The organism is Streptomyces sp. NPDC004327 (genome assembly GCF_042873935.1).
Lineage (GTDB): Bacteria > Actinomycetota > Actinomycetes > Streptomycetales > Streptomycetaceae > Streptomyces.
Map to the genome: position 1 here is coordinate 635,001 of NZ_JBIAME010000006.1, position 23,241 is coordinate 658,241.

The 23,241-nt window shown below is 74.3% G+C and carries 18 protein-coding genes, 2 tRNA genes and 1 riboswitch; of the genes, 15 read left to right on the forward strand and 5 right to left on the reverse strand.

Features of this window, described 5'->3' with window-relative positions:
* Nucleotides 1-116 precede the first annotated feature (116 nt).
* The 5 genes from ACFYU9_RS23735 to ACFYU9_RS23755 all read left to right on the forward strand — a co-directional run bounded on the left by ACFYU9_RS23735 (nucleotide 117) and on the right by ACFYU9_RS23755 (nucleotide 5,767).
* Nucleotides 117-473, forward strand: coding sequence for a metallopeptidase family protein (locus ACFYU9_RS23735; RefSeq protein WP_389210443.1), 357 nt, complete (start codon nucleotides 117-119; stop codon nucleotides 471-473).
* Nucleotides 474-769: 296 nt separating this feature from the next.
* Complete coding sequence (locus ACFYU9_RS23740) at nucleotides 770-1,297, forward strand: hypothetical protein (protein WP_389345888.1); 528 nt, start codon at nucleotides 770-772, stop codon at nucleotides 1,295-1,297.
* Between the two features lie 208 nt (nucleotides 1,298-1,505).
* Nucleotides 1,506-3,839, forward strand: a complete 2,334-nt coding sequence (locus tag ACFYU9_RS23745; protein ID WP_389345889.1) for a DEAD/DEAH box helicase — start codon at nucleotides 1,506-1,508, stop codon at nucleotides 3,837-3,839.
* 148 nt (nucleotides 3,840-3,987) lie between these two features.
* Nucleotides 3,988-4,060: transfer RNA gene (locus ACFYU9_RS23750), tRNA-Lys, on the forward strand.
* Between the two features lie 201 nt (nucleotides 4,061-4,261).
* Entirely contained in the window at nucleotides 4,262-5,767 is a 1,506-nt protein-coding gene (locus ACFYU9_RS23755) for a DUF2079 domain-containing protein (protein WP_389345890.1), read from the forward strand.
* 31 nt (nucleotides 5,768-5,798) lie between these two features.
* On the opposite strand, the gene ACFYU9_RS23760 is transcribed toward ACFYU9_RS23755, so the two are convergent.
* Complete coding sequence (locus tag ACFYU9_RS23760) at nucleotides 5,799-6,668, reverse strand: sigma-70 family RNA polymerase sigma factor (RefSeq protein ID WP_389345891.1); 870 nt, start codon at nucleotides 6,666-6,668, stop codon at nucleotides 5,799-5,801.
* Nucleotides 6,669-6,893: 225 nt separating this feature from the next.
* Between ACFYU9_RS23760 and ACFYU9_RS23765 the strand changes: the two genes are divergently transcribed.
* From ACFYU9_RS23765 to ACFYU9_RS23805, 9 genes are all read left to right on the forward strand, one after another.
* Nucleotides 6,894-7,385, forward strand: coding sequence for a rhodanese-like domain-containing protein (locus ACFYU9_RS23765; protein ID WP_389211467.1), 492 nt, complete (start codon nucleotides 6,894-6,896; stop codon nucleotides 7,383-7,385).
* A 74-nt stretch (nucleotides 7,386-7,459) separates the two neighbouring features.
* Nucleotides 7,460-7,533 (forward strand) — tRNA-Met (locus ACFYU9_RS23770).
* Nucleotides 7,534-7,661: 128 nt separating this feature from the next.
* Entirely contained in the window at nucleotides 7,662-8,411 is a 750-nt protein-coding gene (locus ACFYU9_RS23775) for a MerR family transcriptional regulator (protein ID WP_389345892.1), read from the forward strand.
* A 103-nt stretch (nucleotides 8,412-8,514) separates the two neighbouring features.
* Nucleotides 8,515-8,919 carry a hypothetical protein gene (locus ACFYU9_RS23780; protein WP_389210433.1) on the forward strand — a complete coding sequence of 135 codons (405 nt, stop codon included), beginning with the start codon at nucleotides 8,515-8,517 and terminating at the stop codon, nucleotides 8,917-8,919.
* Nucleotides 8,920-9,018: 99 nt separating this feature from the next.
* The gene (locus tag ACFYU9_RS23785; protein ID WP_389345893.1) at nucleotides 9,019-10,062 is read left to right on the forward strand and encodes a PLP-dependent cysteine synthase family protein; all 1,044 of its coding nucleotides are present in this window, start codon (nucleotides 9,019-9,021) and stop codon (nucleotides 10,060-10,062) included.
* Nucleotides 10,059-11,312: an MFS transporter gene (locus ACFYU9_RS23790; RefSeq protein ID WP_389210429.1), complete on the forward strand. Its 1,254-nt coding sequence runs from the start codon at nucleotides 10,059-10,061 to the stop codon at nucleotides 11,310-11,312. The genes ACFYU9_RS23785 and ACFYU9_RS23790 overlap by 4 nt, the downstream gene beginning before the upstream one ends.
* Nucleotides 11,313-11,378: 66 nt before the next feature.
* Complete coding sequence (locus tag ACFYU9_RS23795; RefSeq protein WP_389345894.1) at nucleotides 11,379-12,599, forward strand: PP2C family protein-serine/threonine phosphatase; 1,221 nt, start codon at nucleotides 11,379-11,381, stop codon at nucleotides 12,597-12,599.
* A gap of 211 nt (nucleotides 12,600-12,810) precedes the next feature.
* A riboswitch (cyclic di-AMP (ydaO/yuaA leader) is annotated at nucleotides 12,811-12,957 on the forward strand.
* 11 nt (nucleotides 12,958-12,968) lie between these two features.
* A complete protein-coding gene (locus ACFYU9_RS23800; RefSeq protein ID WP_389210425.1) occupies nucleotides 12,969-14,054 on the forward strand; it encodes a M23 family metallopeptidase in 1,086 nt (361 codons plus the stop codon).
* A gap of 124 nt (nucleotides 14,055-14,178) precedes the next feature.
* Nucleotides 14,179-15,126, forward strand: a complete 948-nt coding sequence (locus ACFYU9_RS23805; protein WP_389210423.1) for an aldo/keto reductase — start codon at nucleotides 14,179-14,181, stop codon at nucleotides 15,124-15,126.
* Nucleotides 15,127-15,291: 165 nt separating this feature from the next.
* Here the strand turns inward: ACFYU9_RS23805 and ACFYU9_RS23810 are convergent, their stop codons facing one another.
* The 4 genes from ACFYU9_RS23810 to ACFYU9_RS23825 form a co-directional block, all read right to left on the reverse strand.
* Nucleotides 15,292-16,608 (reverse strand): PrsW family intramembrane metalloprotease, encoded by a 1,317-nt coding sequence (locus ACFYU9_RS23810; protein WP_389211465.1) that lies wholly within the window; start codon nucleotides 16,606-16,608, stop codon nucleotides 15,292-15,294.
* Nucleotides 16,609-16,756: 148 nt separating this feature from the next.
* Entirely contained in the window at nucleotides 16,757-17,569 is an 813-nt protein-coding gene (gene trmB / locus ACFYU9_RS23815; protein WP_389211463.1) for a tRNA (guanosine(46)-N7)-methyltransferase TrmB, read from the reverse strand.
* Between the two features lie 90 nt (nucleotides 17,570-17,659).
* The gene (gene lhgO, locus ACFYU9_RS23820; RefSeq protein WP_389345895.1) at nucleotides 17,660-18,859 is read right to left on the reverse strand and encodes an L-2-hydroxyglutarate oxidase; all 1,200 of its coding nucleotides are present in this window, start codon (nucleotides 18,857-18,859) and stop codon (nucleotides 17,660-17,662) included.
* Nucleotides 18,860-18,989: 130 nt separating this feature from the next.
* Nucleotides 18,990-20,441 (reverse strand): MFS transporter, encoded by a 1,452-nt coding sequence (locus tag ACFYU9_RS23825; protein WP_389210419.1) that lies wholly within the window; start codon nucleotides 20,439-20,441, stop codon nucleotides 18,990-18,992.
* A gap of 572 nt (nucleotides 20,442-21,013) precedes the next feature.
* On the opposite strand from ACFYU9_RS23825, the gene ACFYU9_RS23830 reads away from it, so the two are divergent.
* Entirely contained in the window at nucleotides 21,014-23,158 is a 2,145-nt protein-coding gene (locus tag ACFYU9_RS23830; RefSeq protein ID WP_389210417.1) for an asparagine synthase-related protein, read from the forward strand.
* The last annotated feature ends 83 nt before the right edge of the window (nucleotides 23,159-23,241 follow it).

Consider the following 23,241-nt stretch of genomic DNA (forward strand, 5'->3'; position numbering starts at 1 on the left):
CTGGGCGCTTCGCAGCGCCTCGGGGACGTGAGAAGCATATGGGATGTCGGGCGGTATCGCCAAAACGGTTTCCCGGAAGGGGGAGGCGGGAGGGGGTGGGAGGGGAGAATGGGCCCGTGCTGGAGATGACACGCGAGGAGTTCGAGGAGCTCGTCGCCGAAGCCCTGGACCGCATCCCGCCGGAACTGACGCGGCTGATGGACAACGTCGCCGTGTTCGTCGAGGACGAGCCGGAGCCGGGGACCGGTGACCCGGAGCTGCTCGGGCTCTACGAGGGAACGCCGCTGACCGACCGCGGCGAGTGGTACGCCGGGGTGCTGCCGGACCGGATCACGATCTACCGGGGGCCGACGCTGCGGATGTGCGAGACGCGCGAGGACGTGGTCGCGGAGACCGAGGTCACCGTCGTCCACGAGATCGCCCACCACTTCGGCATCGACGACGAACGGCTGCACGCACTCGGCTACGGGTGACGGCTGCGGGTGAGGGCCGTGGGTGTGGCTGAGGGTGAGGCTGCGGCCGGGCGGCCGGGCCGGGCGGCCGGGCCGGGCGGGTACGAGCCGAGCCGGGCCGGGCCGGGTGGGTCCGGGGCGTGTCCCTTGTGGCGCCAAGGGAGTTGGGCAGGGCGGTGCGTTTCGATCCGCGCGCCGTTCCTGCCTGAAACGCCCCGAGTGTCCTGGAGGTGCCCTCCGTGCGCCATTTGCCCAACCGTGTGAGATGGGCCGCCACCGCGTTGGCGGTCGCCGCCTGTGCGGGTCTGAGCGGCTGTATGAGTGTCGGCGAGGACGGCGCGAAGCCGGCGCCCAGCACCTCCGCGGGGAAGCGGGGCGACGCGGCGGCCGCCTCGGGCGCGGACGGCGGCTACGCCGGTGCCCACGGCGGGAGCGGCTTCGACCGTACGGGGCGCAGCGGGCCCGACGCGGACGGCGAGGGCAAGGGCAAGCCCGTACCGAGCGGGTCGGCGTCCGCGTCGGCCAAGCCGGACGGCGGCGGCCCGGCCGGTCCGGGCGGGCCGCCGAAGCCGCAGCCGTCGGCGGGCCCCGGTGGCGGGACCGGCAGCGCCGGAGGCACCGGCGGGGTGCCGGGCGGGCCGACCACGCCGCCGCCGGTCGACCCGACGCCGTCGCCGACCCAGGAGTCGCCGAGTCCGACGCAGGAACCGACGCCCGAGCCGACGGTGAGCGAGACGCCGACGACCTCGCCGGGCGCCGACACCCACATGGGTGCCATGCGGGCCGCCGACGGGCCGGACGGGGTCCACGAGCCGGCGGCGTCGCCTCAGGCCGGGCCGATGTGACGCAGCTCTCGCCTCTCGGTTTGCCTTGAGTGGGGGGGAGTGCGTATGGTGGTAGATCGTTTGATCCCATTTGCCCGGCGCCACGACCGAAGAGCGCCGCGACTGGCGCGTACTCTCCCTTGCCGTGGCTGACCGCATCGAGGCGGTCTTGTGCGAAACACGGAGTTGACGGGCGCGTGCCGAGACTCCGGAAGGTTTCGCATTTCGCATGTCCATTTTCAGTTCTGATCACGCCGTCCTGCCCGAGAACGACGAGACCGAGGTCGTCACCGACGCCGTCGTCGAGCAGGCCGAGGCCGTGAACGCCACCGACGTCGTCGAGACCGTCGAGGCCGAGATCGACTCGATCGAAGAGATCGCCGAGATCGACGCCGCCGACGAGGCCGACGTCGAGGACGAGACCCCCTCGATCACCTTCGGCGACCTGGGCCTGCCCGAGGGCGTCGTGCGCAAGCTCGCGCAGAACGGTGTGACCACCCCGTTCCCGATCCAGGCCGCGACCATCCCGGACGCCCTGGCCGGCAAGGACATCCTCGGCCGCGGCCGTACCGGCTCCGGCAAGACCCTCTCCTTCGGTCTGCCGCTGCTCGCCACCCTCGCGGACGGCCACACCGAGAAGAAGAAGCCCCGCGGCGTCATCCTCACCCCGACCCGTGAGCTCGCGATGCAGGTCGCGGACGCCCTCCAGCCGTACGGCGACGTGCTCGGCCTCAAGATGAAGGTCGTCTGCGGCGGTACGTCCATGGGCAACCAGATCTACGCCCTGGAGCGCGGCGTCGACATCCTCGTCGCCACCCCGGGCCGTCTGCGCGACATCATCAACCGCGGCGCCTGCTCCCTGGAGCAGGTCAAGATCGCGGTCCTCGACGAGGCCGACCAGATGGCCGACCTGGGCTTCCTGCCCGAGGTCACCGAGCTGCTCGACCAGGTCCCGGCCGGCGGCCAGCGCCTGCTCTTCTCCGCCACCCTGGAGAACGAGATCGACAGCCTGGTCAAGCGCTACCTGGTGAACCCGGTCACGCACGAGGTCGACCCGTCCGCCGGCGCCGTCACGACGATGACCCACCACGTCCTGGTCGTGAAGCCGAAGGACAAGGCGCCGGTCACCGCCGCCATCGCCGCCCGCAAGGGCCGCACCATCATCTTCGTCCGCACCCAGCTGGGCGCCGACCGCGTCGCCGAGCAGCTGCGCGAGTCCGGCGTGAAGGCCGACGCGCTGCACGGCGGCATGACCCAGGGCGCGCGCACCCGCACCCTGTCCGACTTCAAGGACGGTTACGTCAACGTCCTCGTCGCCACCGACGTCGCCGCGCGCGGCATCCACGTGGACGGCATCGACCTGGTCCTGAACGTGGACCCGGCCGGCGACCACAAGGACTACCTGCACCGCTCGGGCCGTACCGCCCGTGCCGGCCGCTCCGGTGTCGTGGTCTCCCTGGCCCTGCCGCACCAGCGCCGCCAGATCTTCCGCCTGATGGAGGACGCGGGCGTCGACGCCTCGCGCCACATCGTCGGCGGTGCGGGCGCGTTCGACCCGGAGGTCGCCGAGATCACCGGCGCCCGTTCGCTGACCGAGGTCCAGGCCGACTCCGCGAACAACTCCGCCAAGCAGGCCGAGCGCGAGGTCGCCGACCTCACCCGTCAGCTGGAGCGCCTGCAGCGCCGCGCCGTCGAGCTCCGCGAGGAGGCCGACCGCCTCGTCGCCCGCGCCGCCCGTGAGCGCGGCGAGGACCCGGACGCCGCCGTCGCCGAGGCCGCGCAGGCCGCCGAGGCCGAGCTGGCCGCGGCCGCTGCCGCCGCCGAGGCCCAGGCCCGCCGTGATGCCGAGCGCCGCGAGCAGCGCCGCGAGCGCGACGACCGCGACGGCGACCGTGGTGGCGACCGTGGCGGTTTCCGCCGCGACAACGACCGTGGTGGCGACCGTGGTGGCTTCCGCCGCGACAACGACCGTGGTGGCGACCGTGGTGGCTTCCGCCGCGACAACGACCGCCCGTCGTTCAACCGCGACCGTGACAACGACCGTGGCGGCTTCCGCCGCGACGACCGTCGCGACGAGCGTCCGTCGTTCAACCGCGACCGCCGTGACAACGACCGTCCGTCGTTCAACCGCGACCGCCGCGACAACGACCGCCCGTCGTTCAACCGCGACCGTGACAACGACCGTGGCGGCTTCCGCCGCGACAACGAGCGCGGTGGCTTCGACCGCCGTGACGACCGCCGCGACAACGACCGCGGTGGCTTCCGCCGGGACGACCGCCGGGACGGCGACCGTGGCGGCTTCCGCCGCGACAACGACCGCCCGTCGTTCAACCGCGACCGTGACAACGACCGTGGCGGCTTCCGCCGCGACGACCGTCCGGCCGGCGGCCACAGCAGCCATGGTGGCCACCGTGGCAGCGACCGCCCGTTCAACCGCGACCGCCGCGACGACCGCCCGGGCTTCCGCCGCGACAACGACCGCCCGTCGTTCAACCGCGACCGTGACAACGACCGCGGTGGCTTCCGCCGCGACGACAAGCCGCGCTGGAAGCGCAACGGCTGACGGACCGTGACCAGGGCCCCCGACCGCACGACTGTGCGGGCGGGGGCCCTGTCGCATGGGTCGATCGCCACGGCCCGCGGCGGCGCGGCCGATACCCGATCGGTTCCGAGGAGGTATCGGGCTATGCTGCTCGGGTGTGCTTGTCCACGGGCCGTTAGCTCAATTGGCAGAGCAGTGGACTTTTAATCCATTGGTTGTGGGTTCGAGTCCCACACGGCCTACAGGAAGCGCCCCGTCCGGTTTCGACCGGGCGGGGCGTTTTTCATGCGAGAGGTGGCAGACGGGCGGCCGGGCCGCATAGCGTCCGGGGAATGACGACGCGAGCGGGTGCCGTGCAGGATCAGCTCGCCGTCGTACCCCGGCAGCGGCGACGGCGGCGCCCTTGGCCATGGCGGGCCGGCGGGCCGGCGGACAGAGCGCGGGTGCGGGGTGTCGCGACGACGGTGCTGTGCTTCGCCGTGTGCGCCGGGCTCGGCCTGCAGTCGTGGGCGGCGCTGCGGGTGACCGGATTCGATCTGGGGATTTTCGACCAGGCGGTGCGGGCGTACGCGCAGTTCGCGCCACCCCGGTCGGCGATAAAGAGCGTCCACCACGAATTCCCCCCGGATTTCACGCTCCTGGGGGACCACTTCACGCCACTCCTGGCGCTGCTCGCGCCCCTCTACTGGCTCTGGGACGACCCGCGCACGCTGATCCTCGCCCAGGCCGCGCTGTTCGCCGCCGGCGTGCCCGTGACGCGCCGGATCGCCCGCCACCGCTTCCCCGGCCGCGAGGTCGTGGCCGACGTCGCCGGGCTGGTGTACGCACTGGGCTGGCCGCTGCTCGACTCCTCGTACACCGGCTTCCACGAGGTCGCCTTCGCCGTCCCGCTCACCCTCCTGATGCTGGAGCGCGGCCTGGCCCGCCGCTACGGCACGGCGGTGCTGTGGGCGGCCCTGCTGTGCCTGGTGAAGGAGGACATGGGGCTGGTGGCCGGGGCGTACGGGCTGGTGCTCCTCGTCCGGGCCCGCCGCGAGCGGTCGGCGCGGGACCGGCGCGCCGGGCGGGCCGCGGGGCTCGGGCTGCTGCTCGGCGGGCCGCTGGTCGTCACGCTCGTGGTCGGCTGGTTCCTGCCCGCGATGGGCAGTCCGCCCGGCTACTACTGGAGTTACGGGCGGATCGGCGCCGACGGCGGGGCGTTCCTGGCCCGGGTGTTCACGGAGCCGTGGGTGGTGCCGTGGGTCGCCGTGACGCCGCCGGTCAAGCTCGTCCTGGTCGGGTGGGTGCTCGGCACCCTCGCGTTCCTGCCGCTCGGCTCGGCGACCACCCTGCTCGCTCTGCCGCTGCTCGCCGAACGGCTGCTCTCCGACAACGGCAACCACTGGCCGGTCGTCAACCACTACGACGCCTTCCTGTGGCCGATCCTGCTCACGGCCTCCCTGGAGACCCTGGCCCGCCTCCCGCGGCCGCACCGCAAGCGGCTCGGCGCGGCGGCGCTCGCGCTCAGCACCGGCGCCGCCGTCTTCCTCGGCCTCGGACTGCTCGTCACCCCGGGCTCCTGGCAGCCCCGCCCCGACAAGGCCGCCCTCGCCCGCGCCGCCGAACTCGTCCCGGACGGCGTCACCGTGGAGGCCGACAACGCCGTGGCCCCGCGGCTGACCCGCCGTACCTCCGTCGTCCTCGCCGACCGGACCCCGCGCGGCGCGGACTGGGTGCTGCTCGGCGTGCACGGCCGGACCTTCCCGTTCCACGCGGTGGAGGAGCAGCAGGCGCGGGTCCGGATGCTCCTCGACCACGGGTACGTGGAGGTGTGGAACCGGGAGGGCGCGGTGCTGCTGCGCCGCGCCGAGACCCGGCCGATCCCCGGCATGCGGGTGCCGGGTCCGGACAGCACCCCGGTCCGCGAGCGGGTGCCGGCCGACGTCGGGCACGACCCCTTCGGGCGGTGAGGCGCCCCCCTCACGGGGCGTCAGTGCCCGCTCAGCGCACGCCGAGCGACGCGAGCCGCTCCCGGTCCGCGAGGATGTCGATCCCGGTGATCCGGCCCCCGGCGACCGTGAACACCATGAGGCCGACCGGCGTGCCGTTCGCGAGCGACACCAGGCCCGCCGCGCCGTTGACCCGGACCGGCCGCGCGTCGTGGCGGAACCTCGCGAAGGTGAGCGCCTGCGCCGTGACGGCCTCGGCGCCCCGCACCAGCTTGGACGCGGCCGCCGTGAGCACCCCGCCGTCCACGCGCAGCAGCACGTCCGGGTCGAGGACGGCGAGCAGCCCCTCGAAGTCGCCGCCCTGGGAGGCCGCGAGGAACGCGTCGACGACCTCCCGCTGGCGCGCCGGATCGCGCTCCGGGGCGGGCCCGGCGGCCTGGACGCGGCGCCGGGCACGGCTGGCGAGCTGGCGGGTGGCGGCCGGGGTCCGGTCGACGACGGGCGCGATCTCGTCGAAGGAGACCGCGAACATGTCGTGCAGCACGAACGCCAGCCGCTCCGCCGGCGCCAGCGTCTCCAGGACGACGAGCAGCGCGAGCCCGACCTCGTCCGCGAGCAGCGCCTCCTGCTCGGGGTCGGCGGCGCCCTCCTCGCGTACGACCGGGTCCGGGATGCGGAAGTCGAGCGGGTCCTCGCGGCGGGCGGCGCGGGAGCGGAGCATGTCCAGGCAGACCCGGCCGACGACCGTGGTGAGCCAGCCGCTCAGGTTCCGTACGTCGGCGATGTCGGACCGGCTCAGCTTGAACCACGCCTCCTGGACGGCGTCCTCGGCCTCGCTGAGCGAGCCGAGCATCCGGTAGGCCACGGCCCGCAGGTGCCCGCGGTCGGCGTCGAAGCGTGCGGCGAGTGCGTCCTTGTCCATCGGTCCCTCTTCCCTTGCGCGTCCGGTCGCACCGACATGACGGACGGGGGCCGGGGAATGTGACGGCGCTCCGTCCCGGGACCGGATCCGTGCCCGCTCTCCGTACCAGTACGTGAGATCCCCGGCGGTCGTCGGCCGACGCGCGGGAATCCCCGGCGAACGCCCCCGACCGCCGGTGATCACCACTTCAGCGCGGTGATCACCGTCCGTAGATTGATCACCATGATGACGACGACGCACCAGGTCAACCCCGTTCTCCGTACCCCGCCGGCCTCCCCTGCCGCCGCTGCCGCGTACTTCTCGGCCAGCCTGGCCTTCCACGCCGACGTCTCCGACGTCGCCGCCGCGCTGGCCACCGCCGCCGAGGACGGCTCCGGCCCCGGTTTCGTCGTGCTCGACTCGCGCAGCACCGCCTCCTGGGACCAGGGCCACATCCCCGGCGCCGTCCACCTGCCGACCGCGCTCATCCCCGAGCAGGCCGAGCAGCTCCTCGACAAGAGCGTGCCGGTCGTCACGTACTGCTGGGGCCCCGGCTGCAACGGCGCCACGCGCGCCGCGCTCGCCCTGGCCGAGCTGGGCTTCCAGGTGAAGGAGATGCTGGGCGGCTTCGAGTACTGGGCGCGCGAGGGCTTCGCGTACGACACCTGGGAGGGCCCGGCGCGGCAGGGCGCCGACCCGCTGACGGCGCCGGTCGACGCGGACGACTGCGGCTGCTGAGCGGCCCGCCGCCCGCCCGCACGGGAATGGATTTCGTGACTGGGCCATCCATGCCGTAAGGTTGTGTTCACCGACGCGGGGTGGAGCAGCTCGGTAGCTCGCTGGGCTCATAACCCAGAGGTCGCAGGTTCAAATCCTGTCCCCGCTACTCAGTAGCACGAAGGCCCGGATCGTCTCGACGATCCGGGCCTTCGTCGTGTTCCGGGTGGTCCCGCGTTCCGGACCCGCCGCGTCCCGCTTGACCTTCACGCAACGTCAAGATCTAGCGTCCTCGTCATGGAGTGGTCGATCCAGGAGATCGCCAGAAAGGCCGGCACCACCAGCCGCACCCTTCGCCACTACGGCGAACTCGGGCTGCTGGAGCCGAGCCGGATCGGCGCGAACGGTTACCGGTACTACGACCAGGCGGCACTCGTCCGGCTGCAGCGGATCCTGCTGCTGCGCGAGCTCGGGCTCTCCCTGCCCGCCATCGCCGAGGTCCTCGAAGGCCAGCGGGACACCTCGGCCGCCCTGCGCACGCATCTGGCCCTCCTGGAACAGGAGCGCGAGCGCATCGGGCGGCAGATCGAGGCCGTACGCACCACTCTCCACAAGACCGAGAGAGGAGAACAGCTCATGGCCGAGGAAGTCTTCGACGGCTTCGACCACACGCGGTACGAGGCCGAGGTCACCGAACGCTGGGGCCGCGACGCGTACGTGCGGGGCGACCGCTGGTGGCGCTCGCTCGGCGACGCCGAGAAGAAGGCGTTCCAGGACGAGCAGGCCGGCATCGCCCGCGACTTCGGCGCCGCCGCGGCGCGGGGCCTCGCGCCCGACAGCGACGAGGTGCAGGCGATCGCGCGACGGCAGTACGACTGGCTGTCCGCGGCGCCGACCGGACCGGCGCGAACGAAGGAGTACGTGATCGGGCTCGGCCGGATGTACGTGGGCGACCCGCGCTTCACGAAGAACTACGACAAGCACGGAGCGGGCACGGCGGTCCTGGTGCGCGACGCGCTGACGGTGTTCGCCGAGCGGAACCTGTAGCCGCGGGCAACCAGGCAGGCGGTACGCCCGCAAGTAAACGGTGGCCAAAACCGCGCCTGTCCTTTTGCGCGGCCCCCATGCGCCCCGTAACCTCACGCGCACCATGAGTAACGGCAGCGTGACCGAAGCACGGGTGGCAGGACGGCGGGCGCCCGCCGTCCTGCCCCTGCTGCTCCTCTTCGCGCTCGTCGCGCTCATCGCCGGGGTCTGCCACGGCGCCCACGGCCACGCCCTGCCCCTCGCCGCCGACACCGCCGGCACCAGCGTCGAAGCGCCCCTGCCCGCGCACGGCTGCGAGCGGCCCGGTGAGGGCTGGTCGTTCGACGCGCACCTGCCCGCGCAGGTCACGGGGACACAGCTGTCCGCGCCGAGCGCCGGCGGCGCCGTCCTCGTCCCGCACGACGAGGTGTTCCCCGCGCACCCGCGGGCGCGCTGCGTCCGCGACAGAGCGGGCCCCGGCCCCGAGCCCGGCAGCCTGCTCGTCACCCTCGGAGTGAACCGGAACTGAGCCGGGTCCCGTACGCGCCCCGCGTACCCGCACCCGACCTCGGCTCCTTCCGCATGCCCCCATGCGGGCATGCGCCCACTCCAAGGGACGCGAACCCCCATGACACTCCCTGCCAACCCCGCCAACCTGTTCTCCGTCGCCGAGCAGACCGTCGGCAACACCCCGGTGCTGTGGACGGACGACGGCTACTGGGCCAAGCTCGAAGGCTTCAACTTCGGCGGCATCAAGGACCGCGCCGCGCTCTACATGGTCGAGCAGGCCCGCCGCCGCGGCGAGCTGCGGCCCGGCGCCCCGATCGTCGAGTCCACCTCCGGCACCCTGGGCCTCGGCCTGGCGCTCGCCGGGATCCTGCACGGCCACCCGGTGCACGTCGTCACCGACCCCGGCCTGGAGCCGATCGTCGAGCGGATGCTCGTCGCGCACGGCGCCCAGGTGCACGTCGTGCCCGAGCCGTCCCCGGCCGGCGGCTGGCAGCAGGCCCGGATGGACCGGGTCGCCGAGCTGCTCCTCGCGCTCCCCGGGGCCTGGTGGCCGAACCAGTACGGGAACCCCGACAACCAGCGGGCGTACGGCGCACTCGCCACCGAACTGTCCGAACAGCTGGACCGGATCGACGTGCTGGTCTGCGCGGTCGGCACCGGCGGCCACTCCGCCGGCATCTCCCGCGCGCTGCGCGCCACCAGCAGCCCCGCGCTGGAACTCGTCGGCGTCGACTCGGTGAACTCCACCGTCTTCGGCCTGCCGGCCGGACCGCGCCTGATGCGCGGCCTCGGCTCCTCGATCCACCCGGCCAACGTCGACCACGCCGCCTTCGACGAGGTCCACTGGGTGGCCCCGGCGGAATCGGTGCGGGCGGCCCGCCGGCTCGCCGCCCGGCAGTTCGCGACGGGCGGCTGGAGCGTCGGCGCGGTCGCGCTGGTCGCCGGCTGGCTGGCCCGCACCCGGCCGCGCGGCACCCGGATCGCGGCCGTCTTCCCCGACGGGCCGCAGCGCTACTTCGACACGGTCTTCAACGACGAGTACTGCGCGGCGCACGGGCTGCTCGACGGCCCCGTGCGGGAGGAGCCGGCGGCGTACGCGGAGGGCGAGCCGGTCACCGGCTGGACCCGCCGTCAGCTGACCCGCGAGGAGCCGGTCCGTTGAGCGCGACGACGGTGCCCGCCCGGGGCGGGATCTGGAAGCAGAGCCGGAGCTTCGACCCGGCCGTGCGGCTGCTCTTCCTCAACCAGCTCACCATCAACCTCGGCTTCTACATGCTGATGCCGTACCTGGCGGCCCATCTGGCCGACGGCCTCGGCATGGCGGCCTGGGCGGTCGGTCTCGTGCTCGGCGCGCGCAACCTGTCGCAGCAGGGCATGTTCCTGGTCGGCGGCGCGCTCGCCGACCGGCTCGGCTTCAAGCCGCTGATCGTCGCCGGCTGCGCGCTGCGGACGGCCGGCTTCGGGGCGCTCGCGTTCGCGCAGTCGCTGCCCTGGCTGATCGCCGCGTCGCTGGCGACGGGCCTGGCGGGCGCGCTGTTCAACCCGGCGGTGCGGGCCTATGTCGCGGCGGAGGCGGGGGAGCGGCGCGTGGAGGCGTTCGCGCTGTTCAACGCCTACTACCAGGCGGGCATCCTGTTCGGGCCGCTCGTCGGGGTGGCGCTGACCGGGGTGTCGTTCCGGCTGACGTGCGTGGTGGCCGCGGTGCTGTTCGCCGGGCTCACCGTCGTCCAGCTGCGGCATCTGCCCGTACGGCGCAAGGCGGCCGAGGAGGCCGCCTCGTCGGAGGGGGCGGCGCAGGGGCAGTTCCGGTCGGCGCTGGCCAACCGCACCTTCTGGCTGTTCTCGCTGGCCATGACCGGCTCGTACGTGCTGTCCTTCCAGGTCTATCTGGCGCTGCCGCTCGCGGCCGACGGGACGGCGGCGACCACGGCCCTGTTCGTGGTGTCGGCGCTGGTCGCGCTGGCCGGGCAGCTGCGGATCACCGCCTGGTGCAAGGCGCGGCTCAGCCGCGAGCGGTGCCTGGTGCTCGGGCTCGGGCTGATGGGGGCGGCGTTCCTGGTGCCGGCGGCGCTCGGTCGCTCGCTGCCGGCGCTCCTCGCGTGCGCGGCGGTCCTGGCGGTGGCGAACGCGGTGCTCTACCCGTACGAGATGGACACGGTCGTCGCGCTGTCCCGGGGGCGCTGGGTGGCCACCCACTACGGGCTCTACAACACCGTCTGCGGGATCGGCATCACGCTCGGGAACCTGGGCACGGGCGCCCTGCTCGACGTGACCGGCTGGTCGGCGGCGCCCTGGCTGGTGCTCTGCGCGGTCGGCCTCGGGTGCGCGGCGGCCATGGCGGCGCTCGCGCGCGGCGGGCGGCTCGCCGTACGCCAACCGGCCGAGGAGGAGTCGCCGAGCCGGGCCGGCTGACCGCACCCTGGGGAGGGCGCGGGTACGTCCGCGGCCCGGACCCGGGACCAGGGAGCGGAGCACAGCGTGGCGCGAGCGGCGGTGCGGCGCGGGCCGGGGGACGACACCCCCGGCCCCGACCCCGGCCCGTACCGGGGCGCCCGCACGTTCATCCGCGCGCTGCCGCCCCTGCTGATCGTGGGCGGGGTGCTCTACGACCTGGCGACCCCGCCCACCTTCACGGCGGCGCCGCTGTTCTCGGCGGCGCCGCTGATCGCCGCGCCGTTCTTCTCGACCCTGATCACGCTGCTCACCGGCGTCGCCGCGGTGCTCGCCAGCATCGGCCTGCACTTCTACAACGGGACCGTGGACGAGATCCCCTCGCTCACGGAGACGCTGACCGTGGTGACGGTCGCGGCGCTCGGTCTGCTGATCAACCGGGTGGTGCGGCGCAGCGGCGAACGGCTCGCCTCGGCGCGGGAGATCGCGGAGACCGCGCAGCGGGCGGTGCTTCCTGCGCCCGCCGGGCGGATCGGCGGGCTGCGGATCGCGGCCCGGTACGAGGCGGCGCGCGCGGACGCCTTCATCGGCGGCGACCTGTTCGCCGTGCAGGACACCCCGCACGGGGTCCGGCTCGTGGTCGGCGACGTGCGGGGCAAGGGGCTGGAGGCCGTGGAGGCGGTCACGGTCCTCATCGGCGCCTTCCGGGAGGCGGCCGAGCAGGAGGCGAGCCTGGAGGGCGTGGCGGCGCGGCTCGACCGGGCGCTGGCACGGGAGGCCACGCGGCGGGAGGGCCTGGACGCCGTCGAGGGGTTCACGACGGCGGTGCTCGCCGAGTTCCCGGGCGGTCACGGAGGTGTCGTACGGGTGGTGAACCGCGGGCATCCCGAGCCGCTGCTGCTGTACGAGGACGGGGGCGTGGCGCTGCTGCGGCCGAGCGAGGCGGCGCTGCCGCTGGGGATGGGCGACCTGGCGGCGTGGCCGGACCGGGTGGACGAGACGCCGTTCCCGGCGGGCGCGACCCTGCTGTTCTACACGGACGGCCTGTCGGAGGCGCGGGACGCGGGCGGTGTCTTCTACGACCCGGCGGTGCGGCTCGTGGGGCGGCTCTTCCCGGGGCCGGAGGAGCTGCTGGACGCGCTGGTGGCGGACGTGCGCCGGCACACGGGCGGGGACTCCACGGACGACATGGCGCTGCTCGCGGTGAGCCGGCCGGCGGTGGGGCGGCCGGAGTCGCGGCGGACGATGCCGGTGGTGCCGCCGGAAGGCCCGCCGATTGTCCCGCCTGGCGATCCCGAGGGCTCATGACGGGGTGTAGTCGATGGATCTCCCTCCGATAACAATTGACGGAATGTCAGACTCCTCTTGTGACCTGAGCTTTTTCTGAAGGGGTCTCAACTCGGGCGATTCCCTCTCAATTCAGTGAATGATCAAGAGGAACAGCTTGGAATCGAGTGCCCGTGTCTATTAACGTTCGATAACGCAGCGCGGTCGTCCCAGCCGTCGCAAGAGGCGGCACCGTGCGCACGCGCCGAATCCCGCAAGGGAACCGGGGAACCACCACTTGGGGTGAATCGGGCCCCGCCGCACCCGTGCGGCACGCCCGTAGGAGACCTTCCTGCTCCGAACCCGTCAGCTAACCCGGTAGGCGAGAAGGAAGGAAAGGAGAGCGCCTCCGTGGCCTCCAACACCCCCGCTCCGCATACCCCCTTCGCCTCCTACGACGCCCCTGGCGCGGGTGGCACGGACGGGGCGGCCGAGGAGTGGAACCCCACCGAGGACTCCCTGCGGGCCCAGAGCCGTTCCGGCGGGCGCCACCGCGTGGTCAAGCAGCGCTCCAACTTCGCCCGCTCCTCCACCGTCCTCGGCGTCGGTGTCATCGCCGCCGTCGGCGCCGGCGGCCTCGCCTCCGCGCAGGCCAAGCCGCCCGTCTCGATCGCCCTGCCCGACCTGCCGGACGTCCACCTGCCCGACGCGAGCGAACTCCCCGGCGTCGGCGCGCTGATCGGCCACGACGACAACGGCGACAATGCCGACACCGCGGGCAACGGCAACACCCAGCCGCTCACCGCCGTCACCTACACCGCCGGCGAGGGCGACACCGCCGGCGCCGAGCAGACGAAGACGGCCGCCGACGCCGGCGAGGCCCTGCGCGCCCGCATCCTCCAGCAGGCCGAGCAGCAGCAGGCCGTCGCCGACGCCGCCGAGAAGGCGAAGGCGGAGAAGGCCGCCGCCGAGAAGGCGGCCGCGGAGGCCGCCGCCAAGGCCACCGCCGCGGAGAAGGCCGCCGCCGAGGCGAAGAAGAAGGCCGAGGCGGAGGCCGCGGCGAAGGCCGAGGCCGAGCGCCTGGCCAAGCTCGCCGCCAGCTTCTCGCTGCCGACCTCCTCGTACACGATCACCTCGACCTACGGCGAGGCCGGCTCGATGTGGTCCTCCGGCTACCACACCGGCCTGGACTTCGCCGCGCCCACCGGCACCCCGGTCAAGGCCGTCCACAGCGGCACCGTGAAGTCGGCCGGCTGGTCCGGCTCCTACGGCTACCGGATCGTCCTGGAGCTCGAGGACGGCACCGAGGTCTGGTACTGCCACCTCTCCTCGATGACGGTCTCCGTCGGCCAGTCCGTCGGCACCGCCGACACCATCGGCCGCGTCGGCGCCACCGGCAACGTCACCGGCCCCCACCTCCACCTGGAGGTCCACACGGGGTCGGGCGACCGCGTGGACCCGGGCGCCTGGCTGCGCTCGAAGGGCCTCAGCTACTGACCTCCCGCGGCGCCCGCCTCCGGCCACCGGCCGGGGGCGGGCGCCGGCGTGTTCGGCCGGCGCCTCGCCGTGACGGGCCCGGGCGGCCGGAATAGGCCCGGTGGCGTGGAGGGTTGATCAATCCATGACTTCTCTTCGCCGACTGGGCGACTCCGACCTGCACGTCTTCCCGCTCGCCCTCGGTGGCAACGTCTTCGGCTGGAGCGCCGACGAGGCGCAGTCCTTCGCCGTCCTCGACGCCTACGCCGCCGCGGGCGGCAATTTCGTCGACACCGCCGACGTCTACTCGGAGTGGGCCGAGGGCCACGAGGGCGGCGAGTCCGAGACCGTCATCGGCCGCTGGCTCGCCTCCCGCGGCAACCGCTCCGACGTCCTCGTCGCCACCAAGGTCGGCGCCCACTCCCGCTACAAGGGCCTGAGCGCCCCGACGATCAAGGCCGGCGCGGAGGAGTCGCTGCGCCGCCTCGGCACCGACTACATCGACCTCTACTACACGCACTTCGACGACGAGTCCGTGCCCGTCGAGGAGATCGTCACCGCCCTCGACCAGCTGGTGAAGGACGGCAAGGTGCGCGCCGTCGCCGCCTCCAACATCTCCCCCGAGCGGCTGCGCGCCTCCCTCGACTTCGCCGAGGCCGAGGGCCTCGCCCGCTATGTCGCCCTCCAGCCGCACTACAACCTGGTCTCCCGGGAGACCTACGAGGGCCCGCTCATGGACACCGTGGCGCAGGCCGGCCTCGCGGCCGTGCCGTACTTCGGGCTCGCGGCCGGCTTCCTCACCGGCAAGTACCGACCCGGCAGGACCGTCGACAGCGTCCGCGCCCCGCGGGTCGCCGAGCTCGTCGAATCCGAGCGCGGCGGGCGGGTGCTCGCCGCCCTGGACGCCGTCGCCGAGGCCCATGACGCCGAGGTCGCCTCCGTCGCCCTCGCCTGGCTGGCCGCCCGCCCGACCGTCGTCGCCCCGATCGCCTCGGCGCGCACGGTCGAGCAGCTCCCGGCGCTGCTCGCGTCCACCGAGCTGAAGCTGACGGAGGCCGAGCTGGCCGCCCTCACGGAGGCGTCGGCGCTGTAGGGGCGTCTTGCCGATCAGGCCGGATCGGGGTCGGACAGACCTCAGGAGCCGAGTGCCGAGCCCGAGCGCCGAGTGCCGGGCGGAGCAGTCGGGGCCGGGGTCGCCGGCCCTGGGCCCAGGGCCGGGGTCGCCGGCCGGCCCGAGGCGGCCGGGGGAGCGGGTGCTCTAGCTGCGGTACGGGTTGTAGCCGCCGTAGTCCAGGTACTGCGGCGGCGCCCACACCCGGCCCGTCGCCCGTGCCGCGTACGACAGCGCGGGCGAGGCGACCGCCCGGCGCTGCCACAGGTGGTGCAGCAGCTCCTGCTCGCGGGCCGCGAAGTCCGGCACGGCCTGGCCGCGCCGGGCCCGGTGCCGCAGGAAGGCCAGCGTCGTCGCGAACGCCTCGTACTCGCCGACGGCCTGCGCGGCCGGCTTGCCGTGGCTGCGGGCGGCGAAGTTGCGGGCCATCGAGCGGGCCCGCATGGAGGAGAGCGCGAGCGGTTCGTCGGGGGCGAGCCAGCCGGCCGAGGCATAGGCCGGCAGCTCGCCGGATATCGTGCGCAGCTCCTTCTGCCGGCTCCATATCGCGAGCCAGGTCAGCAGGGCGAAGACCGGCACCATGAACATCCCGTAGACCAGCACGAACGCCAGCGGGTGGAAGCTCGCCGAGCCGTTCCACAGCGCGTGCATGCCCATCGCGAGGAGCAGACCGGCCAGCGGCAGCAGCACCAGGCGGATCCGGCGGGCCCGGGCGGCGGCCGGGACCAGGGCGGCGAAGCCGAGGCCGAGCCCGGTGAGCGAGGTGAAGAGCGGGTGCGCGAACGGGGACATGATGACGCGGACGAAGAACGTGCCCACGGTGACCGAGCCGACCCCTCCGGAGCCGAACTCCTGGTCCTCGCCGAACGCGTTGCCCAGATAGAGGATGTTCTCGGTGAAGGCGAAGCCGGTGGCGGTGAACCCGGCGTAGACGAGGCCGTCGACCGGGCCCGTGAAGTCCTTGCGGCGGAAGAGGAAGAGCAGCAGCACGGCGGCGCCCTTCGCCGTCTCCTCCACGACGGGCGCGACGGCCGTCGCGCCGAGCTTGTCGGCCGAGCCGGGGTCGGCGGTGGCGCTGCTGATCCACTCCACGGCGAAGGAGTTGGCGAAGATCGCCACCAGTGTGGAGGCGAACGCGCCCCAGGCGAGCGCGAACAGCAGGTTCTTCCATGGAGCCGGCTCGACGCGGTCGAGCCAGCGGAACGCGGCCATGAGCAGCGGCACCGGCAGCACGGCGAGGCCGAGGCCGACGAGGAAGCCGGTGGTGCCGGTCTCCTCCCGCACCAGCGCGAGGATCACCAGCGCGCACAGCGCGAGCGCGGTGATCAGCGCGACGGCCCGGACCACCCGGCTGCGCCAGAACGCCTTGCGCGGCTTGTAGCGCCACTTGGCGCGCTCCGGCACGGCGGCGAAGTCCGGCTGTCCGTCGCTCTCCAGCGCGGGCACGGGAGCGGGGGCCGGCACGACCGCGGTGGCGGGGCCGACGGCAGGTCCGGTGATCGGGTTCGATGACACGGAACGACACTAACCAGCGGCACCGACAGCGGGCGAGAGAGTTCTCCAAGCCTGTGGAAAACCGGACTTGAGTCGGCGCGGACCGGGCCCGGACCCGTCAGATCCTGTGGAAAAGCAGGTCGTGGACGGGGTGGCCCTTGTCGAGTCCCTGTCCCTCGAAGCGGGTCAGCGGCCGGAAACCGGGCCGCGGCGCGTAACCGCCGTCGGCCTGGCTGTTCGCGAAGTCCGGGTGCGCGCTGAGCACCTCCAGCATCTGCTCCGCGTACGGCTCCCAGTCCGTGGCGCAGTGCAGCAGCCCGCCCTTCTTCAGCCGCGGCGCGAGCAGGGTCAGGAAGTCGGGCTGGATCAGCCGCCGCTTGTGGTGGCGCTTCTTCGGCCACGGGTCCGGGAAGTAGACCCGGCAGCCGGTCAGCGACTCGGGCGGGAGCATCTCGCGCAGCAGGATGATCGCGTCGCCGTTGGCGACCCGGACGTTGCCGAGCCCGCCGCGATCGGCGAGCCCCAGCAGGTTGCCCTGGCCGGGCGTGTGCACGTCCACGGCGAGGATGCCGGTGCCGGGGTCGGCGGCGGCCATCTGCGCCGTGGCCTCGCCCATGCCGAAGCCGATCTCCAGCACGACCGGCAGACCGTCGAACATCTCGTTCAGGTCGAGCGTCCGCGAGCCGTCGATGTCGAGCCCCCAGTCGGGCCAGCGCTTCAGCATGGCCTCGGCCTGCCCGGCCGTGACCCGGCTGCGGCGCGGCTGGAAGCTGCGGATGCGCCGCTCGAAGTGCGAGCCCGCCGGATCCGGCGCGGGGCCCTCGCCCGGCGCGAACATCCGGCTGCCCCGGCGCGCGACGGGCTGCGCGGGCTGCTCGGCGGTGGCGGCGGTGGCGGTGTGCGGGGTGTTCTCTGGCTGCTCAGACACAATGCCCCGATTCTACGGGGCGCCGCGCCGACCCGTCGGGGCCGAAGGGAGCCGGGGCCGGGAGCCGGGAGCGCAGACGCCGGCCCGGGCGCGTTACAGCTGGGCCAGTGCCCGGCCCGCCACCTCGCGGCCGATCGGCAGGGAGGCCGTCGCCGCCGGCGAGGGAGCGTTGAGGACGTGGACCGTGCGCTCGGCCTCGCGGATCAGGAAGTCGTCCACGAGCGTGCCGTCCTTCAGGACCGCCTGGGCCCGCACGCCCGGCTTCGTCCGCCGCAGGTCGCGCTCCTCGACGAGCGGCAGCATCCGCCGCACGGCCTCGGTGAAGGCGCGCTTGGACAGCGAGCGGTGCAGCTCGCCCGCCCCGTACCGCCAGTGCCGGCGGGCTATCGCCCAGCTGCCGGGCCAGGCGAGGGTGCCGGCCAGGTCGCGGGGGCGGACGACCGACCAGCCGTATCCCTCGCGGGCGAGCGCCGGGACCGCGTTCGGCCCGACGTGCACGCCGCCGTCGATGCCCCGGGTGAGGTGGACGCCGAGGAAGGGGAAGGCCGGATCCGGCACCGGATAGACCAGGCCGCGGACCAGGGACGGGTCGGCCAGCTCGTAGTACTCCCCGCGGAAGGGGACGATCCGCATCTCCGGGTCGTCGCCCGCGAGCCGCGCCACCCGGTCGCAGTGCAGCCCCGCGCAGTTCACCAGGACGCGCCCGCGCACCACGCGCCCGGCGGCCGTGCGCACCGCCACGCCCCAGGGCCGCCGGTCGATCGCGGTGACCGCCGAGCCGTACAGGATGGTCGCCCCGGACGCCTCGGCGAGCTTGGCCGCCACCTGCCCGTAGTCGACGATCCCGGTCGTGCCCACGTGGATCGCGGCCAGGCCGCGCACCCGCGGCTCGTACTCGCTGATCTGCGCCGGGCCCAGCTCGCGCACCGGGATCCCGTTCTCCCTGCCGCGCTGCACGAGGGCGTGCAGCCGGGGCAGCTCCTCGCGCCCGGTGGCGACGATCAGCTTGCCCGTGACCTCGTGGGCGATGCCGTACTCCGCGCAGAACTTGACCATCTCGGCCGCGCCCTCGACCGCGAAGCGGGCCTTGAGCGAGCCCGGCTTGTAGTAGATGCCGCTGTGGATCACGCCGCTGTTCCGCCCGGTCTGGTGGCGCGCCGGGGCGTGCTCCTTCTCCAGGACCGTGACCCGGGTGCCCGGCGCGGCACGCGTGATCGCGTACGCCGTCGACAGACCGACGATTCCGCCGCCGATCACCAGCACGTCACAGTCAAAGCGGTCCGACACGGACACCAGCGCCACCTCCCACCCCTGATAGTGCACTGGCCCACTGACATCCGGGCTAAACCGCTCACCCCGTGGGATGCGCGTCACGCCGGGCCGCGGCGCCCGTCCGCCCGGTCCCGGGCGGGGACGGGGGCGGTCACGCCGGGGCCACGAGGAGCGGCCGGGCCCGTTCCCGCAGCTCCATGACGCGCGGCTCGTCCCCGTACGGTTCGAGGCGGTGGAGCAGGTCCCGTACGTACTCGGTGGTGCGGGCCGAGGAGATCCGCCCGGCCACCTCCACCGCGCGCGTGCCGGCGGCGCAGGCCGCGTCCAGGTTGCCCGACTCCAGCTCGGCGACCGCCGACACCACGAGCCGCAGGCCGTGCGAGCGCACGTACTCCTCGGTGGGCCGGGACAGCGCCTGCTCGGTGAAGCGGCGCACCTGCCGGGGCAGCTTCAGGTCGCGGTAGCACTCGGCGGCGTCGGCGCAGAACCGGTCGTACGAGTAGAAGCCCAGCCAGCTCGGGTCGGCGTCGCCCGCCCGGGACCGCTCCAGCCAGCCCTCGGCGGCCTTGAGCGAGGCGGCGGCCGCCGCCTGGTCGCCGGCCTTGGCGTGCGCCCGGGCCTCGACGAGCCGGAAGAAGGACATGGTGCGGGCGGTGGCCAGGCCCCGGTTGCGCTCCAGGGCGGCCTGGGCGAGGTCGACGCCCTCGTCGGCGAAGCCCCGGTAGGTCGCCTGGAGCGACATGGAGGCGAGGACGTAGCCGCCGAGCGGCACGTCGGCGGCGGCGCGGGCGAGCCGCAGCGCCTGGATGTAGTAGCGCTGGGCGGCCTCCTGCTGGCCGGTGTCGAAGGCCATCCAGCCGGCGAGCCGGGTCAGCTCGGCGGTCGCGCCGAACAGGGCGCGGCCCACCTCGTCCGAGTAGGAGCCGAGCAGCAGCGGCGCGGCGTCCACCCGTAAGCACTCGGGGACCATCGAGGAGCGCCAGTCGCCGCCGCCGTACTTCGAGTCCCAGCGGCGCGCGTCCTCGGCGGCCTCGCGCAGTTTGGCGACGTCGCTGTGCCCCACGCGCGCGTGCTCGGCGCCCTCCCCGCCCGAAGTGCCCGTGGTCCCGGTCGTCGCCGGGCGCGGGGCGAGCCGCTCCACCGACGGGTCGGCGGGGGTGATCAGCCAGCGCGAGGCGGGCGTGGCGTAGGCGCTGACCGCGAAGGAGCCGGCGAGCGACTGCCAGATCCCGCCGCCGCCCCGCCGACCGGCGAGATCCAGCCGGTACAGCTCGGTGGCCGAGCGGACCGCCTCGCCGACGTCGCGCGGGAAGGCGAGCCCCACCTCGGGCGCGGGGTCGGCGTCGGCGAGCCCGATCTCGTGCAGCGGCACGGGCCGGCCGAGCTTCTGGCCGATGGCGGCGGCGATCAGATGCGGGGCGGCGCCCTGCGGCACCATGCCCTTGGACACCCAGCGGGCCACCGACGTCTTGTCGTAACGAAGCGTCAGACCCCGTTGCGCGCCGAGATCGTTGACGCGCCGGGCGAGCCCGGCATTGCTGATTCCCGCGAGGGCGAGAACCGTGCCGAGCTTTTCGTTCGGCCCGCGTTGCTCCCTGGACATGACGCCACCCCTCGACACGACACCCGGAACCCGGACGGCCGCCGCGACGCCGGGCACAACGCCGGGCATAGGCGTGCGGCATTCGTAAGCACAGCGTAGTTCGCCGGATCCCGACCGTTAAGGGGCGGTGTTCCGTATGGCGAGATTGTTGTGGGATGGAATGAGCGGCGGGCGGACCGGTGCCGGTCGTGCTCCCGCCGTGTGGCCGTGCGCCCGCCCGTGCGCTCTCGCCGGGCCGGTGGGGGAGCGCTTCCATGAGTGCTGCGTGGGTCGGCCCACTTGGCCGAGGACCGATGTCCGGGTCCGGTGGGCTGGGGGACACCGTCGCCCCATTCCCCGCGGGCGATGGGCGGCTCCGGGAGGCGACCGCCTCCCGGACTGCCGGAGGACTCCCGGCAAACCCGCCGCCCGGTCGCGCGGTCGAGAATGGCCGAAAGGCGACCCCGTAGGGGCAGGGTCCAACTGGCCCATGCCAGGGGCGCATTCGCGTCTGGCGCGATGCCCCCGGTGACACCTCCCGTGCGCCGTTGTCATGGCAGCATGTCCTCCACTCGACCTTTGTGGAGGCGGCGATGCGGTGGCTGGTGGGCTGGAGCAGTGTCGCCGCGCGCTTCGGCGCGAGCGGCGCGGCCGGTCCCTCTGCGGCGCCGCCCGGCTCGGCCGGCGCCGTCGGCGACCCCGCCGAGGGGCGCACCGTGCACCCGGTGGGCGCGCAACTCCTGTGGGGCGACCCCGATCCGCTGTGGGCGGTCGGCGACTGGCGCCCCGACGAGGTGCGGCTGGTCGACGTCGACGCGCACACCCGGATCGCCGTGCTCGGCTGCTGCGCCGCGAGCGACGACGAGCTGCGGCGCGGCCTGCTGACCGCGCGCGGGGGCGCACTGCGGCATATGACCGCGTGGCCCGGCAGCTACACCGCCGTCGTCAAGGCAGGCCGCCGCATCACCGTCACCGGTGATCTCGCGGGCGCCCGCCCGGTGTTCCACACCCCCTGGGCCGGCGGCACGGCCTACTCCACCGCCGCGCTGCCGCTCGCCGACCTCACCGAGGCCCAGCTCGACATCGGCCACCTCGCCGCCCTGCTCGCCTGCCCCGAGACCCCCGAGGCGCTGCGCGACTCCACCCCGTACGAGGGCGTGCGCCGGGTGCCGCCCGGCCACGCCCTGATCCTGCGCGAGGGCTCCCGCGAGATCACCGGCTACGAGACGGTCGCCTCGCTCGCCGTCGCCGCGCCCGAGGCCGACCCGAAGCAGGCCGTGGAAGCCGTGCGGGACGCGCTCGTCGAGGCCGTACGGGCCCGGCTCACCGCGCCCCGGCACGCCCCCGAGGTGCCCCTGCCCGACCCCGGACCGGTGCCCGGCATGGGCCCCGCCGACCGGCGCGCGGCCCGCGGCGGCGCCCCCGCGCCCGGCATCGGCGCCGACCTGTCCGGCGGCAGCGCGTCCGGCACCCTCGCCCTCCTCGCCGCCGGGCTGCCCGGCGTGCCCGGCACGATCCTCGGCCACGGCACCGGCGCCGGGGAGCGGCTGCTCGCCGTCACCTTCAACGACCTGGCCGGACCCGGCAGCCGGCAGGGCCGGGACGAACTCGTCCGGGCCCGCGAGATCGCCGCCAACCCGCGGCTGCACCACGTGGTCGTCGCGGCCGGCGAGGAGGCCCTGCCGTACGCGGACCTCGACGGGCCGCTGACGGACGAGCCGGGCCCGTCCCTGGTGTCGGCCGAACGGCACCGGCGGCGCCTCGCCGGCGGCAGCGCGGACCACTTCACCGGCTTCGGCGCCCGCCAGGCCCTGGACGCCCATCCGGCGCGCCTCGCCGACCTCCTGATGGACCGCCGGCGCCGCTCCCTGGTGCGGCCCGTGACCGCGCTCGCGAAGGCCACCGGCCCGTCGGCGGGGGCGCTCCTGGTCCCGCTCCAGGTGTACCGGGCGGCCCGGCGGCTGGCCCGTACGCCGTACCGCAGCGGACTGGAGGCCGCCGCCACGCGCGTGTTGGAGGCCAATCGCGCGCCCGCCGGGGCCCACGGCCCGCTGGAGGCCTCGCTGTCCGCGCTCGCCTGGTCCCGGCCGGGTCCGGCGGCGCGCTGGCTGACGGGGGAGGCGCTCGCGGAAGTATCGGTTCGCCTGAACCGCGCGGCGACCCTGCCGGCCTCCGTGCAGCGGCCGGGCGAGGCACGCGCGCGTGCCGCCCTCGCGCGTGCCGCCGCCGACCACCGCGTTCTGGAACAGGCCGCGGAGATCCGCGGCCAGCGGCTGCACGCCCCGTTCCTCGACAACCAGGTCGTACGGGCCTGCCGCGACCTCCCCGAGTCGCTGCGGGTCCAGCCCGACGCCCGCGCCGGTGTGCTGCGCACCGTCCTCGCCGGCGCCGGCATCCACGACCTGCCGCCCGGCTGGGGCGCCTCCCACCCCGCCGTCCCGGCCGCCGCCACCCGCGCCGGCCTGCGCGCCGCCCTCCCGCACCTCCTCGCCCTCTTCGACGCCCCCCTCCTCGCCGACGCCGGCCTCATCGAGGCCCGCGTCGTCCGCGAGGCCCTCCTCGCCGCCGCCGACGGCGCGCCCCTCCCGCTCGACGGCCTCGCCGACCTCGTCTCCACCGAACTTTGGCTCCGCCGCCTCCTCACCCGCCGGGGCTCCTGCTGGACGGGCACGGCGGCCCCCCGGCACCGGGCGGTGCCGGGCCCGCTGATCCCCACGGGGAGATCACTGCCGGCGTGAGGAGGCGGGCGGAGGCGTCGGCCGCCGGCGCGCCCGCCCGAGTTTGTCCCCAGCCTGTGGACAGAGTTCCGCCCCCGGCCCAC